11 protein-coding genes are annotated in these 15,034 nt (G+C 71.0%); all 11 read left to right on the top strand.

Annotated elements, in window-relative coordinates; translation table 11 throughout:
- Positions 1 to 10: 10 nt before the first annotated feature.
- From asnB to VFV67_RS03755, 11 genes are read left to right on the top strand one after another with little or no spacing between them, the layout of a single operon-like run.
- On the top strand, positions 11 to 1,927 hold the full coding sequence (gene asnB, locus VFV67_RS03805) for an asparagine synthase (glutamine-hydrolyzing) (protein WP_326467216.1): 1,917 nt from the start codon (positions 11 to 13) through the stop codon (positions 1,925 to 1,927).
- 9 nt (positions 1,928 to 1,936) lie between these two features.
- Positions 1,937 to 4,147, top strand: coding sequence for a bi-domain-containing oxidoreductase (locus VFV67_RS03800; RefSeq protein ID WP_326467214.1), 2,211 nt, complete (start codon positions 1,937 to 1,939; stop codon positions 4,145 to 4,147).
- The gene (locus VFV67_RS03795) at positions 4,144 to 6,174 is read left to right on the top strand and encodes an alginate lyase family protein (protein ID WP_326467213.1); all 2,031 of its coding nucleotides are present in this window, start codon (positions 4,144 to 4,146) and stop codon (positions 6,172 to 6,174) included. Before VFV67_RS03800 ends, VFV67_RS03795 begins: the two co-directional genes overlap by 4 nt.
- A 24-nt stretch (positions 6,175 to 6,198) precedes the next feature.
- Positions 6,199 to 7,701: a right-handed parallel beta-helix repeat-containing protein gene (locus VFV67_RS03790; protein ID WP_326467211.1), complete on the top strand. Its 1,503-nt coding sequence runs from the start codon at positions 6,199 to 6,201 to the stop codon at positions 7,699 to 7,701.
- A complete protein-coding gene (locus tag VFV67_RS03785; protein WP_326467209.1) occupies positions 7,698 to 8,573 on the top strand; it encodes a class I SAM-dependent methyltransferase in 876 nt (291 codons plus the stop codon). The genes VFV67_RS03790 and VFV67_RS03785 overlap by 4 nt, the downstream gene beginning before the upstream one ends.
- 20 nt (positions 8,574 to 8,593) lie before the next feature.
- Positions 8,594 to 9,862, top strand: coding sequence for an O-antigen ligase domain-containing protein (locus VFV67_RS03780; RefSeq protein WP_326467207.1), 1,269 nt, complete (start codon positions 8,594 to 8,596; stop codon positions 9,860 to 9,862).
- Positions 9,859 to 11,061, top strand: a complete 1,203-nt coding sequence (locus tag VFV67_RS03775) for an HAD-IIIA family hydrolase (RefSeq protein WP_326467206.1) — start codon at positions 9,859 to 9,861, stop codon at positions 11,059 to 11,061. Before VFV67_RS03780 ends, VFV67_RS03775 begins: the two co-directional genes overlap by 4 nt.
- Before the next feature lie 13 nt (positions 11,062 to 11,074).
- On the top strand, positions 11,075 to 12,223 hold the full coding sequence (locus VFV67_RS03770; RefSeq protein ID WP_326467204.1) for a glycosyltransferase family 1 protein: 1,149 nt from the start codon (positions 11,075 to 11,077) through the stop codon (positions 12,221 to 12,223).
- Positions 12,220 to 13,350, top strand: a complete 1,131-nt coding sequence (locus tag VFV67_RS03765) for an NAD-dependent epimerase/dehydratase family protein (protein WP_326467202.1) — start codon at positions 12,220 to 12,222, stop codon at positions 13,348 to 13,350. Before VFV67_RS03770 ends, VFV67_RS03765 begins: the two co-directional genes overlap by 4 nt.
- Positions 13,347 to 14,048, top strand: coding sequence for a nucleotidyltransferase family protein (locus tag VFV67_RS03760; RefSeq protein WP_326467200.1), 702 nt, complete (start codon positions 13,347 to 13,349; stop codon positions 14,046 to 14,048). The genes VFV67_RS03765 and VFV67_RS03760 overlap by 4 nt, the downstream gene beginning before the upstream one ends.
- Positions 14,045 to 15,034, top strand: coding sequence for a GHMP kinase (locus tag VFV67_RS03755; protein ID WP_326467199.1), 990 nt, complete (start codon positions 14,045 to 14,047; stop codon positions 15,032 to 15,034). Before VFV67_RS03760 ends, VFV67_RS03755 begins: the two co-directional genes overlap by 4 nt.

Genomic DNA, 15,034 nt, shown 5'->3' with positions numbered 1-15,034 from the left:
CCGGAAACCCATGTGCGGCATCGCAGGCACGTACCTCTGGCCGGACGGCGGCCCGCTCACCGACCGGCTCACCGACACCCTGGCGCACCGCGGCCCGGACGGCGCCGGCCGGTACACGCACCGGGCCGGTGCCGGTGAGGTCCACCTGGGACACCGCAGGCTGTCCATCATCGACCTGTCGGAGACCGGCGCCCAGCCCATGGTCTCCGACGGGCTCGCCCTGACCTACAACGGCGAGCTCTACAACGCCCCGCAACTGCGCGCCGAGCTGGCCGCGGCCGGTGTGCGGTTCCGCGGCAGCTCCGACACCGAGGTGCTGCTGGAGGCGTGGCGGCGCTGGGGAACCGACTGCCTGCCACGGTTGCGCGGCATGTTCGCGTTCGCCGTGTTCGACGAGCGCACCGGCGAGCTGGTGCTGGTCCGCGACCAGCTCGGCATCAAGCCGCTGTTCCTGCTCCGCCGGGGCGACGGGCTGGTGTTCGCCTCCGAGCTCAAGGCGCTGGCCGGTGCGCTCGGCCCGCAGCTGCGGGTGGACGACACCGCGTTGATCGCCTCGCTGCTCTACTACTGGGTTCCGGACCAGCGGTGCGCCTTCCGGGAGGCGGAGAAGCTGCCGCCGGGCAGTTGGCTGCGGATCCGGCCGGACGGCCGGACCGAGCGCGGCACCTACTGGTCGCTGCGCGAGGTCGCCGCCGAGGGCGCCGCGTCCACCGAGCCGGTCGATCTGGCCGCGATCGTCGAGGACTCGGTGCGCGCGCACCTGCTCTCCGACGTGCCGGTGGCCACGTTCCTGTCCGGCGGGCTGGACTCCAGCTACCTGACCGCGCTCGCCGCGCAGCAGTCGCCCGGAATCTCCGCCTACACCATCGGTTTCCGGGCCGAGGACGCGAAGTTCGAGGCGATGCCGGACGATCTGCGCTACGCCCGGATCGTGGCCGAGAAGTTCGGGGTCCGGCTCAACGAGATCGAGATCGCGCCGAACGTGCTGGACCTGTTGCCGCGCATGACCTATCACCTGGACGAGCCGATCGGTGACCCGGCGGCGATCAACACCTACCTGATCTGCACCGCGGCCCGGGAGGCCGGGGTGAAGGTGATGCTGTCCGGGATGGGGGCCGACGAGCTGTTCGCCGGCTACCGCAAGCACCTGGCCAACCTGATCGCCCTGCGCTACCAGCGGATCCCGGGTCTGGTGCGCCGGCCGATCGAGTCCATTGTGGACCGCTTGCCGGTGGCCAGCGCGCGCCGCGGCTACCGGTCGGTGCGGTTCGCCAAGCGGTTCCTGTCCTTCGCCGGGCTGCCCGAGGAGACCGCGTTCCGGCGCAGCTACACCATGTACGACGCGGACGAGCTGCGCGCGCTGGTCAACCCCGACCTGGCCCCGGCCGTGACCGACGTGCTCACCGAGCACGCCGACACCTACCACGACAACGCGCTGTCCGACTTCGTCAACCGGATGTGTCTTGCCGACGCCCGGCTGTTCCTGCCCGGCCTCAACCTGGCCTACACCGACCGGTCCAGCATGGCCGCCTCCACCGAGGTTCGGGTGCCGTTCGTGGACGTGGAGGTGGTCAAGGCCGCGTTCCGGATCCCGGGTAACCGCAAGATCGTTGGCCGGCAAGGAAAGGCCGCGCTGAAGCAGGCCGCGCTCGGCATCCTGCCCGAGGAGATCGTGTACCGGCCCAAGGGTCTGTTCAGCGCGCCGCTGCGGGCCTGGATGAGCCGCGACCTCGCCCCGCTGGTCCGTGAGGTGGTCAACGACGGACTGCTGGTCCGGTCCGGGTTCCTGCGGCAGGAGGCGTTGCAGCGGCTGGTCGACGAGGACGCCGCCGGAGCGCAGGACCGGTCCAAGCATCTCTGGCACGTGCTGACCCTGGAGCACTGGTATCGCAGCGCGGTGGACGCGCACCGAGTTCAAGCCGCATAGGAGCATTCGTTGAAGCAGGTTGTGCAGAACTACAAGAGCGGGGAGCTGGCCCTCCTCGACGTTCCGGCGCCGGCGTGCAAGCCCGGCGGCGTACTGGTTCGGACCACCTTCTCGCTGATCTCCACCGGGACCGAGATGATGAAGGTCTCCGAGGCCGGGATGTCCATGTTGGGCAAGGCCCGGTCCCGCCCGGACCAGGTGGCCAAGGTCATGCAGAGCGTGGCCACCAACGGCCTTGCGGCCACCTACCGCAAGGCGATGAACAAGCTCGACTCCTACACCCCGCTCGGCTACTCGCTGTGCGGCGTGGTCGAGGAGGTGGGCGCCGGCATCGACGACGTCAAGGTCGGGGACGTGGTGGCCTGCGCGGGCAACGAGCACGCGCTGCACGCCGAGCTGAACTGGGTGCCGAAGAACCTCTACGCCAAGGTTTCCGGCGAGGTGGACCCCCGGCACGCGGCGTTCGGCACCGTCGGCGCGATCGCCATGCAGGGCGTGCGGCGCGGCGAGCCGCAACTCGGTGACACGGCACTGGTGATCGGGCTCGGCCTGATCGGCCAACTGGTCGTGCAGCTGCTGGTGGCCGCGGGCGTGCGGGTGGTCGGGGTGGACCCGGATCCGGGCCGGTGCGCGCTTGCCGAGCAACTGGGCGCGCTGGTCTGCGCCGATCCCGGTTCCGGCGCGGTGGACGCCGCGGTGGCCGAGCTGACCAACGGGCACGGCGTGGACCAGGTGTACCTGGCCGCCGGTGGCAACACCAACCAGCCGGTGGAGCTGGCCGCGAAGCTGTCCCGGGACCGCGGCACCGTGGTGGACATCGGCAAGTGCCGGCTGGACCTGCCGTGGAACGCCTACTACGAGAAGGAGCTGGACGTCCGGTTCTCCCGCTCCTACGGGCCGGGCCGGTACGACCCCGGCTACGAGCTGGAGGGCCGGGACTACCCGATCGGCTACGTGCGCTGGACCGAGCGGCGCAACCTGGAGTGCTTCCTGGATCTGGTGGCGCGCAAGCGGATCGACGTCGAACCGCTGATCTCGCACCTGGCCGGGTTCGACACGGCGGTGGAGACCTACCGGGCGCTCGGTGCCGGCGAGCTGAAGGCCGTCGCGGTGTTGTTCCGCTACCCGGGCGCCGAGGGCGAGACCGAGGCCGCCGGGCCGGTGGTGACCGCGCCGCCGGTGCCGGTGCCGGCCGCCGGCGGGCACGTATGGACCCCGTTGCCCGGCCCGGCGCTGCGCGTGGCGTTCGTCGGCGCCGGCAACTACGCCTCCTCGATGCTGCTGCCGCACCTGGTGGAGCGGGACGACGTCGAGCTGCGCACCGTGGTCACCACCTCGGCGCTGTCCGCCGCCAACGCCCGGCGCAAGTTCGGGTTCGCCGAGGCGGCCACCGATCTGGACGCGGTGCTGGCCGACCCGGACGTCGACGCGGTGTTCGTGGTGACCCGGCACAGCTCGCACGCGGCGCTGACCCGGCGCGCGCTGCTGGCCGGCAAGGCCGTGTTCGTCGAGAAGCCGCTTGCCCTCTCCGAGGCCGAGCTGGGCCTGGTGCTCTCGGCCATCGAGGAGTCCGGCAACGACCGGCTGCAGGTCGGGTTCAACCGGCGGTTCGCGCCGCTGCTGCGGCAGGCCAAGGGCCGGCTCGGCCGGCGGGTCGGCCCGGCATCGGTGCGCTACCTGGTCAACGCCGGCCGGCTGGAGCACGGCAGCTGGTACAACCAGGACACCGAGGGCACCCGGTTCGAGGGCGAGGGCGGGCACTTCGTCGACACGGTGAGCGCGCTGTTGGACGGCGACCCGGTGTCGGTCTACGCCACCGCCACCCCGGACCAGGACGACCTGCAGGTCATGCTCGGCTACCCGGACGGCTCGACCGCGGTGATCAGCTACGTCACCAGCGGGGCGGCCGGGTTCCCGAAGGAGACCATCGACCTGGTCGCCGACGGCAAGGTGCTGCGGTTCGACGACTTCAGCCGGGCGTCGGTCTACGACCGCAAGCGGTCGGTCAGCCCGCGGCTGCCGCGCGGCCGGGACAAGGGCCAGGCCGCGGAGGTCGCGGCGTTCGTGGACGCGGTGCGCGCCGGCGCCCCGATGCCGGTGCCGGTCTCGTCGCTGGTGGCCACCACGCTCGCCACGCTCGCCGTGCGCACCAGCCTGGCCACCGGCGCGCCGGTTCGGATCGAGGTTCCGGTGGCCGAACGGAACGGGAGCCTGCGATGACCACTGCCGGCTGGTACGTGCGGCGGCTGTCCCGGATGGGACCGCGGGAGATCGGCACCCGGGTCGGCGACGCGGCCCGCAAGCGCCGGTGGCGCGGGGTGCTCGACGAGCACACCCTGGCCGGCACCGTCTGGCACGCGCAGCGGCGGTTCACCGCCGTGCTCCCGGACGGGGTGCTGGCCGCCATTCCGCAGGACGCCGTCGATCGGCTGCTGCGCGCGGCGAACCGGTTGATGGACGGGCAGGCCGAGTACTTCGGCGTTGCCCGCAACGACCTGGTCAGCCCGGACTGGGCGTTCGACCCGCGCACCGGACGCCGGGCGCCGGTGGCCGCCTACGCCTTCGACATCCCCTACCGCAACGAGAACATGGTCGGGGACATCAAGCAGATCTGGGAGCCGTCCCGGCACCAGCACCTCACCGTGCTGGCCACCGCCTACGCGCTGACCCGGGACGACCGCTACGCGCACCGGGTCGCCGACCACCTGAAGTCGTGGTGGGCGGCCAACCCGCCGATGCGCGGGGTGCACTGGATCAGCGGCATCGAGCTGGGCATCCGGCTGCTGTCCTGGGTCTGGGTGCGCCGGATGCTGGACGGCTGGTCGGACGCGCCGGGCCTGTTCGAGCAGAACCCCGAGGCGCTGCACCAGATCTGGCATCACCAGAAGTTCCTGGCCACGTTCCGCAGCCGCGGCTCGTCGGCGAACAACCACGTGATCGCCGAGGCCGCCGGGCAGCTGGCCGCGTCCTGCGCGTTCGGCTGGTTCCCGCAGTCGCCGCGCTGGCGCACCGACGCCATGCGGCTGCTGGACGAGTCGTTGCGCCGCAACACGTTCGACTCCGGGTTGAACCGCGAGCTGGCCACCGAGTACCACGGCCTGGTGCTGGAGCTCGGCCTGGCCGCGGCGGTCGAGGCGGACGCGGCCGGGATGCCGGTGCCGGACTCGACCTGGCTGACCCTGATGCGGATGACCGACGCGCTGGCCGCCGTCGTGGACCGCAAGCTGCGGCCGCCGCGGCAGGGCGACGCGGACGACGGCTTCGGCCTGATCCTGGACGGGCCGGACACCGACCGGTGGGCTTCGTTGCTGGCCACCGGGGACGCGCTGTTCGAGCGGATGCGCTGGTGGCCGGCGAGCTATGCGAGCGACGTGCGTACGCCGCTGCTGGCCGCGCTGGCCCGGGAGGCGGGCGCCGGCACCTGCGCCACCGTGCCGCGGCCGCTGCATCTGCCGGCGCACTTCGCCGACGCCGGGATGACGATCCTGCGCGCCCCGGCCACCACCACCCCGGCCGGCAAGGTGTGGGGTGAGGTGTGGGCGCGCTGCGACGGCGGCCCGCACGGCTTCCTGTCCATCGCGGCGCACGCGCACGCCGACGCGCTTTCGGTCGAGGTGCGGCACAACGGCGTGGACATCCTCGCCGACCCGGGAACCTACTGCTACCACGGCGAACCGGAGTGGCGGTCGTACTTCCGGTCCACCCTCGGGCACAACACGCTGCAGCTCGACGACCGGGACCAGTCCGTCTCCGGCGGCCCGTTCATGTGGACCCGGCACGCCAACACCCGGATCCTCGCGGCCCGGCCGGCCAACCCGGAGGAGGTCGCGACCGGGGTCGGGCACTGGTGCGCCGAGCACGACGGCTACACCGGGCTGCCCGGTGCGCCGGTGCACCGGCGCACCGTGGAGCTGGACAACGCCCGGCGCGAGCTGGTGGTGTTCGACGAGATCACCGGGCGGTACCGGCACAACACCCGGCTCGCCTTCCACCTCGGTCCGAAGGTGCACGTCGATCTGCTCGGCAAGACGGCGAACCTGGCCTGGACCGACGGCGACGCCGTGCACAGCGCGGTGCTCGAGCTGCCCCCGGACCTCACCTGGCTGGCACACACCGGCGAGACCGAGACACCGCTCGGCTGGTACTCGGACGGCTTCGGCCGCAAGGTGCCGAGCACCACGCTGGTCGGCACCGGAACCGTCGGCCGGCGAGATGTCCTGATCACCGTGCTCCGCTTCGACACCTGAGACCGGATGGGAGGCCTACCCGCCGTGAACGCCACATCGTCGAGCCGCCTGCGGGCCGGCGCGGTGATCCTTGGCCTGCTCGCGGCCGGGTGCACCACGGCTCCGGCCGCGCCGTCCGGGGCCGGGTCGCTGCCCGCGCCGGCGACGGCGCGCGCGGTGTGCGGCAACACCGCGCCGGGCCCGGCCAGCGCGCCGGCCGGCGCGGTCCCGGTGGACCCGGCGGTGGACGGCGACCTGTCCGCAAAGACCGAGGACAGTCCGGCGGGCACGACGTTCTGGCTTGCGCCCGGCACGCACACGTTGGGCCGCAACGAGTTCGGCCAGGTGTCGCCCAAGGACGGCAACACCTACCTCGGCGCGCCGGGCGCGGTGCTGGACGGGCGCGAGGTGAACCGGTACGCGTTCGTGTTCACCTCGACCAACGTGACCATCAAGCACCTCACCATCCAGGGTTTCGTGCCGCCACCGGACGAGGGCGTGGTCAACCACGACTCCGGCGACGGCTGGGTGATCGAGGCCAACACCATCCAGAACAACCGCGGCGCCGGGCTGATGGCCGGTGCGCGGCAACAGGTGCGCGGCAACTGCCTGCGCGACAACGGACAGTACGCGATCAACGCCTACCAGGCCGGCGACCGGATCACCGGGCTGGTCATCGAGAACAACGAGATCTCCGGCAACAACGCCGACGACATCGAGGCCACCCGGCCCGGCTGCGGCTGCACCGGCGGGGCGAAGTTCTGGGCGGTCAACGGCGCGGACATCCGCGGCAACTGGGTGCACCACAACCGCGGCGTCGGACTGTGGGCGGACACCAACAACAACGACTTCCTGTTCGAGGACAACGTGTTCGAGGACAACGACGGCGCGGCGATCATCTACGAGACCAGCTACAACGCCGTCATCCGGAACAACACCATGCGGCGCAACAACTGGGTGGACGGCAAGGCGTTCGCCGAGCGCGGCGACAACTTCCCGGTGGCCACCGTCTACGTGTCCGAGTCCGGCGGCGAGCCGCGGGTCAAGGCGCGCACCGACAAGATCGAGTTTTACGGCAACACGTTGCAGGACAACTGGTCCGGCGTCACCCTGTGGGAGAACGCCGACCGGTTCTGCAACAGCGCGGCGAACACCTCGACCGGGATCTGCACCGCGCTGGTTGATCAGACCGCACGGTGCGCCGCACCGGAGATCGCCGACCCGCCGCTGTACGCCGACTGCCGGTGGCGGACCCAGCGGGTGGACATCCACCACAACCTGTTCGCGGTCGACCCGTCCGCGATCGGGTGCGAGGTGATGTGCGCGCGGATGGCCGTGCTGTCCAATGTGGGCACCTTCCCGGACTGGTCGCCGTACCACGGAGAAGTGGTTCAGGATTCGATCACCTTCAAGCAGGCCAACAGCTGGCACGACAACAGCTATGCCGGGCCGTGGACGTTCATGCCGCACGACACCGGCCAGAGCCTGAAGTACTACCAGTGGCAAGCGAACCCGTACGGGCAGGACCAGGGGAGCGCGTTCCGATGAACGAGGCCGACATCCAGACTTTCTGGAACGCGCACCCGTGCGGCGACCACATCGTCGGGGGCCTGCACGGGCAGTTCGCCGACGACTACGAGAGCTTCTTCGCGGCCTACGACGACTGGCGCTACCGGCAGGAGGGGCACATCCCGGACTGTCTGGACCGGATCGACTGGCGGGGCCGCCGGGTGCTGGAGATCGGGCTGGGCCAGGGCGCCGAGTCCGAGCAGCTGATCCGCCGCGGGGCGCGCTGGTCCGGTCTGGACCTGACCGCCGAGTCGGTCGAGCGGGTGCGCGCCCGGCTGACCGTTCGGAACCTGCAGCACGAGGCGGTCCGGCAGGGCTCGGCGCTGTCCATTCCCTGGCCGGACAACAGCTTCGACCTGGTGTTCAGCCACGGCGTGCTGCACCACATCCCGGACATCCGGTCGGCGCAGGCGGAGATCCACCGGGTGCTGCGCCCGGGCGGCCGGCTGGTGGCGATGCTCTACGCCCGCCGGTCGCTGAACTACCAGGTGAGCATCCGGCTGGTGCGCCGCGCCGTGCTGGCCGCCGCCTACCCGTTGCGCAACGGAAAGCTGCTGCGCCGCTCGGAGCTGTTGCGCGCACACCTGGCCAACGCCGAGCGCAGCGGCCTGCGCCGCTACCTGGACCTGGACAACTTCACCCACGCCAACACCGACGGCCCGCACAACCCCTACGCCCGGGTCTACACGCCGCGCGAGGTGGCCGCGGAGTTCCCGGACTTCGAGCTGGTCGAGTCCTACCAGCGGTACATGCACGCGCCGCCGCTGCCGATCCGCCGGCTGCCCGGTGAGCGCAGGCTGGGCTGGCACCTGTGGGTCGAGCTGCGCGCGCGGGACAGGGCGGGCCCGTGAACGAACGGTCCAACACTGCCGTGACCCAACCGCCCGCCGTCCAACCGGAGCAGGAACTGCGCCGCACCCCGCGGCTGGTCGGCCTGGTCTGGGGACTGCTGGTGTTCAACACCCTTGGCTCCCAGGGCGCGGTGACGATCCTGCCGATCCCCCGCCCGGTGTCCCAGGCGCTCACCATGGGCGCGGTGCTGGTCGCGTTCGGCCTGGCGATCCTGATCAACCCGCGGCTGCGGATCCGGCCGAACGCGTTCCTGCTGCTGCTCAGCCTGCTCGTAGTGGTCAGCTGGGCGTCCAGCGCCCGGTTCGAGGTGGGCGCCGGGGCGATCTTCCGCTGCGGCCGGTTCACCTTCTTCGTGGCCACGCTGTGGTTGCTCACGCCCTGGTTCGACGACGCGATGAAGTTCGTGCGCAACCACATCCGGGTGCTCGGCCTGGTGCTGTTCACGGTCGCCGCCGGGCTGCTGCTCGCGCCCGGCCTTGCCATGCCCGAGGATTACGGCGGCCGGTTGGTCGGCGCGATCTGGCCGCTGACCGCGCCCCAGGTCGGGCAGTACGCGGCGGTGGTCGCGGGCCTCGCCGCGCTGCTCTGGATCGGCCGGCGGACCGACCGGTGGAGCGCGCTGCTGATCATCGTGCCGGCCGTGGCGCTGCTGCTGCTCAGCCATACCCGCACCGCGACGATCGGCCTGGTGGCCGGACTGGTGCTGGCCGTGCTGTCCCTGGTGCTCACCTCGGCCCGGGCCCGGCGGGCGTTCGGCCGGGCCGCGGTGTTCGCCGGTTTCGTCGCGGTGGCCCTCGGTCCGGCGGTCGGGGCCTGGCTGCGGCGCGGCCAGGACGCGGAAAGCTTCGCCAACCTGACCGGCCGGCAGAAGGTCTGGGACGCCCTGCTGGACGCGGACCGGAGTACCACCGAGGAGCTGTTCGGCATCGGGCTGACCAACAAGTCCTTCAACGGGTTGCCGATCGACTCGAGCTGGCTGACCGTCTACCACGAGCAGGGCTACATCGGTGTGGTGCTGGTCGGGCTGGCCGTCATCACGCTGCTGTTCGTCGCGGCGCTGCGCCGGCCGTCGGTGGAGCGCGCCTGCGCGGTGTTCCTGATCGTGTACTGCCTGATCGCCTCCTACACCGAGGCGGGACTCGGCGACGCGTCGCCGTACCTGCTCTACCTGACCCTGGCCGCCGCCCTGCTCACCCGGGGACAGGTCGGCGCAAAATCCAAGCCCCGTAACGAAAACAGCGATGTCGACGACCCTTCAACGAGGTCGGCGAGAGGCGGTAGTACGTGAGCAGAGCTGGTGTCCTCCTCGACCGGGACGGGACGATCATCATCGATCGGGGCTACGTCGGATCGGTCGACCGGGTCGAGTTCATTCCCGGTGCCATCGCGGCCATCGCCGCGCTCAACGAGGCCGGCATCCCGGTGGCCGTGGTGACCAACCAGGCCGGCGTGGCCAGGGGCTACTACGGCATCGAGGACGTGCACCTGGTGCACAAGCACATCGACGAGGAACTTGCCCGCCGCGGGGCCAGGATCGACCTCTGGCTGTTCTGCCCGTACCACGCGGACGGCGTGGTGCAGGCGTTCGCCAGGGCGAGCGCCGACCGCAAGCCCGGGCCCGGGATGGGGCTGGCCGCCGCGCAGGCACTCGACCTCGACCTGTCGGCGTCCTGGGTGGTCGGTGACAGCGCCACCGACATCGGGCTGGCCAAGTCCGTCGGCGCCCGCCCGCTCTACGTCGGCCCGCCCAACTCCGCCGACCCGACGGTGGCCTCGTTCCCGGATCTGGCTGCCGCGGTCGAGCACATCCTGGCCAGCCGCAACGATCCGGTCGAGGAGTCCGGTGTGGACCGGCCGGTGGGCCGGAGCCGGTTCCCGGCCTACCGGTTCGACCGGGCCGACGAGTACGGCGGCGCCTACGTCAGCGAGCTGTCCCGCGCGTTCGGCACGGTGGACCTGGCCCAGGTGGCCCGGGCCGCCGACATCCTGGTGGACGCCTACCAGCGGGACGCGGCCGTTTTCGCCTGCGGCAACGGCGGATCCGCGTCGATCGCCAACCACCTGCAGTGCGACCACGTCAAGGGTGTGCGCAACGGCACCGATCTGACCACCCGGGTGTTCAGCCTGAGCACCAACGTCGAGCTGCTCAGCGCGATCGCCAACGACCTCGGCTACGACCAGGTCTTCGAGTACCAGCTGCAATCCATGGCCCGGCCGGGCGACGTGCTGATCGCGGTGTCCTCCTCCGGTCGCTCGCCGAACATCGTCCGGGCGCTGGACTGGGCCGGTGCCAACGGAATGCGGACCATCGCGCTGACCGGTTTCGAGGGCGGCCCGGCCAGGGCCATGGCGACCGCCACCGTGCACGTCGACTCGACCAACTACGGCATCGTGGAGGACACCCACCAGGCCTGTATGCACCTGCTCGCCCAGTACGTCCGCCAGTCCCGGATGACCGCGGACGCGGTCGCGTCCCAGACCTTCTGATTACGGAAAGCCCATGCGTGTAGCGATCAACCTGCTGACCGACGACCCGGCCAACCCGTCGGGCGCCCACTGGTTCTGGACCCGGGTCATCCCCGAGATGGCCAAGCAGCTCGGCGACGACGAGGAGTTCCACCTCGTGGTCAGCCCACGGTCCCGGCCCACGCACGAGGGCTATGGACCGAACGTGCGATACGTGACGTTCCCGTGGTCGAACGAGAACCCGCCGTTGCGCACCCTGAGCGAGCTGTTCTACGCGCCGCTTCGGCTGCCCCGCGCGAAGATCGACGTGTTCAACACGCTGATGGCCCCGCTGGTCAAGCCGGCGCCGGGTCTGGTGGTGCACTTCAAGACGCTGCACGCGTTCACCCAGCCGGCCTCGATCCGGCCCACCGCGCGGATCTACCGGCGGTTGAACTACCCGCGCACGGCGAAGATGGCCGACGCCATCATCATCAACTCGCAGAGCCTGCGCGCCGAGGTGCTGCACTACCTGGACGTGGATCCGGCCAAGCTGCGGCTGATTCCGGAGGCGGTGGACCACGATCTGTTCCGCCCGGGCGACCGGGAGCAGGCCGCCCGGCACCTGGCCGACCGGCACGGGATCACCGATCCGTTCGTGCTGTTCGTGTCTTCGCTGTGGCCGTACAAGAACTGCGCCGGGCTGATCCGCGCGTTCGCCGCGGCCAAGGCGGATCTGGGCAACCGCAAGCTGGTCGTGGTCGGCCACGGCCGGGACACCGAGCACGTCGGCGAGCTCAGGCAGCTGGCCGAGAGCCTCGGCGTTGCCGGCGACATCGTGTGGGCGGGCGGCGTTCCGCTCGAGGAGACGGTGCACTTCTACCGGGCCGCCGACGTGTTCGTGTACCCGTCGTTCAACGAGACCTTCGGTCTGCCCATCCTGGAGGCGATGGCCGCCGGCTGCCCGGTGGTGACCTCGGACACCAGCGCGATGCCGGAGACCGCGGGCAGCGCCGCGCTGCTGGCCGATCCCAAGGACCCGGAGTCGATCGGGGCCGCGATCGTCGAGGCGTGCGGCCCGGCGGGCGACCGGCTGCGCGCCGCGGGTCCGGCGCGGGCCAAGGAGTTCAACTGGACGGCCACCGCCGAGGCGACCCTGGCCGTCTACCGCGAGGTGTACGCGCGCACCGGAGGCCGGCGATGAGGGTTCTGGTCACCGGCGGAGCCGGGTTCATCGGCTCGCACACCTGCGACCGGCTGGTGGCGCAGGGCCACGAGGTGGTCGTGCTGGACGCGCTGCGCTCGCCCGTGCACCGGGACGGCAAGCCCAACCACGTCACGCCGGGCGCCGACCTGTTCGTCGGCGACGTTCGTAACCGTGACCTGCTGGCCAACCTGCTGCGCCGGGTGGACGCGGTCTACCACTTCGCCGCCCACCAGGACTACCTGCCGGACTTCGCCACCTTCACCGACGTCAACGTCACCTCCACCGCGCTACTGTACGAGATCATCGTCGCCGAGCGGCTGGATCTGGCCCGGGTCGTGGTGGCCTCGTCCCAGTCGGCGATGGGCGAGGGCCTCTACCGGTGTCCCGAACACGGCGAGCAGACGCCGGACATGCGCCCGGAGTCCGCGCTGGAGCGGGCCGAATGGGACATCGGCTGTCCGGTGTGCGGCGGGCCGCTGACCATGTTGCACACCCCGGAGCGGGTGTCCAACCCACAGAACGCCTACGGCATGTCCAAGTACGGCCAGGAAACCGTGGCGATCAACCTGGGCAGGAGGTACCGCATCCCGACCGTGGCACTGCGCTACAGCATCGTGCAGGGCCCGCGGCAGTCGGTGTACAACGCCTACTCGGGTGCGTGCCGGATCTTCAACCTGCACTACCTCCTTGGTGGTGCGCCGACGGTGTACGAGGACGGCCAGGGCATCCGGGACTACGTGAACATCCACGACGTGGTGGACGCCAACCTGCTCGTGCTGTCCGACGAGCGCGCGGCCGGCCGGGTGTTCAACGTCGGCGGCGGGGTCGGTTACACCACCGAGCAGTTCGCCGAGGTGGTGCGGCGGCACTACGGTTCTGATGCGCCGCCCCGGATCACCGGCGAGTACCGGTTCGGCGACACCCGGCACATCCAGTCCGACATCGACGCGCTCAAGCAACTGGGCTGGGCGCCGTACCGTACGCCGGCCGACTCGGTGGCCGAGTACGCCGAGTGGCTGGCCGGCATGCCGGGCCTGGACGAGGTGCTGACCGCTGCGGACGCCAAGATGCGTGCGCTCGGCGTGGTCCGCCAGGCCGCCACGCCCGGAAAGGCGGCCACGTGAAGGCATTCCTGCTGGCCGCCGGGTTGGGCACCCGGCTGCGCCCGATCACCGACAGCATGCCCAAGTGCATGGTGCCGGTCGGGTCGCGGCCGATGCTGGACATCTGGCTGGACATGCTGGAAAAAGCCGGCGTGACCGAGGTCCTGGTCAACCTGCACCACTTCGCCGGGGCGGTGCGCGAGCACCTGGTGCACCGCACCGGCGGGCCGAGGGTGCGGCTGTTCGTGGAGCCGGAGCTGCTCGGCAGCGCCGGAACGCTGCTGGCCAACCGGGAATGGGTGGCCGACGAGGAGATGTTTCTCGCGGTCAACGCGGACAACCTGACCGACTTCGACCTGACCGAGCTGGTCGAGGCGCACCGGGCCGGCCGGCCGATGGCGACGCTGACCCTGTTCCACGCGCCGCGGCCGAGCGAGTGCGGCATCGTCGACGTGGTCGACGGGCACGTGGTCGGGTTCACCGAGAAACCCGAGCAGCCGCGCGGAGATCTGGCCAACGCGGGCATGTACGCGTTCCGTCCGGACGTGCTCGACCTGATCGCCGGGCCGGTGCCGAGGGACATCGGTTACCACCTGCTGCCCCGGCTGGTCGGCTACGCCCGGGCGATCACGTTGGGGGACAGCTACTTCATCGACATCGGCACCCCGGAAGCGCTCGCGCGGGCCCGGGCGGATTGGGAAGGCAGGGGGAAAGCGTGATCATCACCCAGACTCCGTTGCGGGTCGGGCTGGTCGGCGGGGGAACCGATCTACCGGACTACTACCGCGAGCACGGCGGGCGGGTGCTCAACGCCGCCATCGACAAGTTCGTGTACGTGATCGTCAAGCAGCGCTTCGACGACGACATCTACGTGAACTACTCGAAGAAGGAGATCGTCTCCCGGGTCGAGGACCTGCAGCACGAGCTGGTGCGCGAGGCGCTGCACATGGCCGGGATCCGGGGCGGGGTGGAGATCACCACGCTGGCCGACATCCCGTCGGCGGGCTCCGGCCTCGGCTCGTCGTCCTCGGTGACCGTCGGCCTGCTGCACGCGCTGTTCGCCTACCAGGGCCGGCAGGTCTCCGCCGATGAGCTGGCCGAGCGGGCCTGCGCCATCGAGATCGACCGGTGCCGCAAGCCGATCGGCAAGCAGGACCAGTACGCCGCGGCGTTCGGTGGGATCTGCGACATCCGGTTCGGCCGCGGCGACCGGGTGGTGGTCGACCAGATCGGCCTGCCGGCGCCGCTGCGGCGCCGGTTCCAGGACGAGCTGTTGCTGTTCTACACCGGCATCACCCGCAAGGCCGACACGATCCTCGGCGAGCAGAACGCCAACATCGCCAACCGGATCCCCCAGCTCGACGAGCTGCGCGACCTGGCGGGCGTGGCCGCCGACGGCCTGCGCGCCGGCGACACCGACGCGGTGGGCACCGCGCTGTGCAAGAGTTGGCAGGCCAAACGCACGCTGGCCAGTGGCGTGTCCAACCAGCAGATCGACGACGCGATCCAGGCCGCGCTGGACGCCGGCGCCACCGGAGCCAAGGTCACCGGGGCCGGGGGCGGCGGCTTCCTGCTCGTCACCTGCCCGGTCGAGAACCAACGCGCGGTCCGCTCCCACCTGGCCGACATGACCGAGCTTCCGATCAAACTCGAACCGCTCGGCTCCCGGGTCATCTTCAACGTGCACCGCGACATCTGGGGCTGA

Source organism: Actinophytocola sp., assembly GCF_035762905.1.
Taxonomy (GTDB): Bacteria; Actinomycetota; Actinomycetes; order Mycobacteriales; family Pseudonocardiaceae; genus DASYTH01.
Note: the sequence above shows the minus strand (reverse complement) of the source record. Positions and strands in the feature narration are given on the sequence as shown.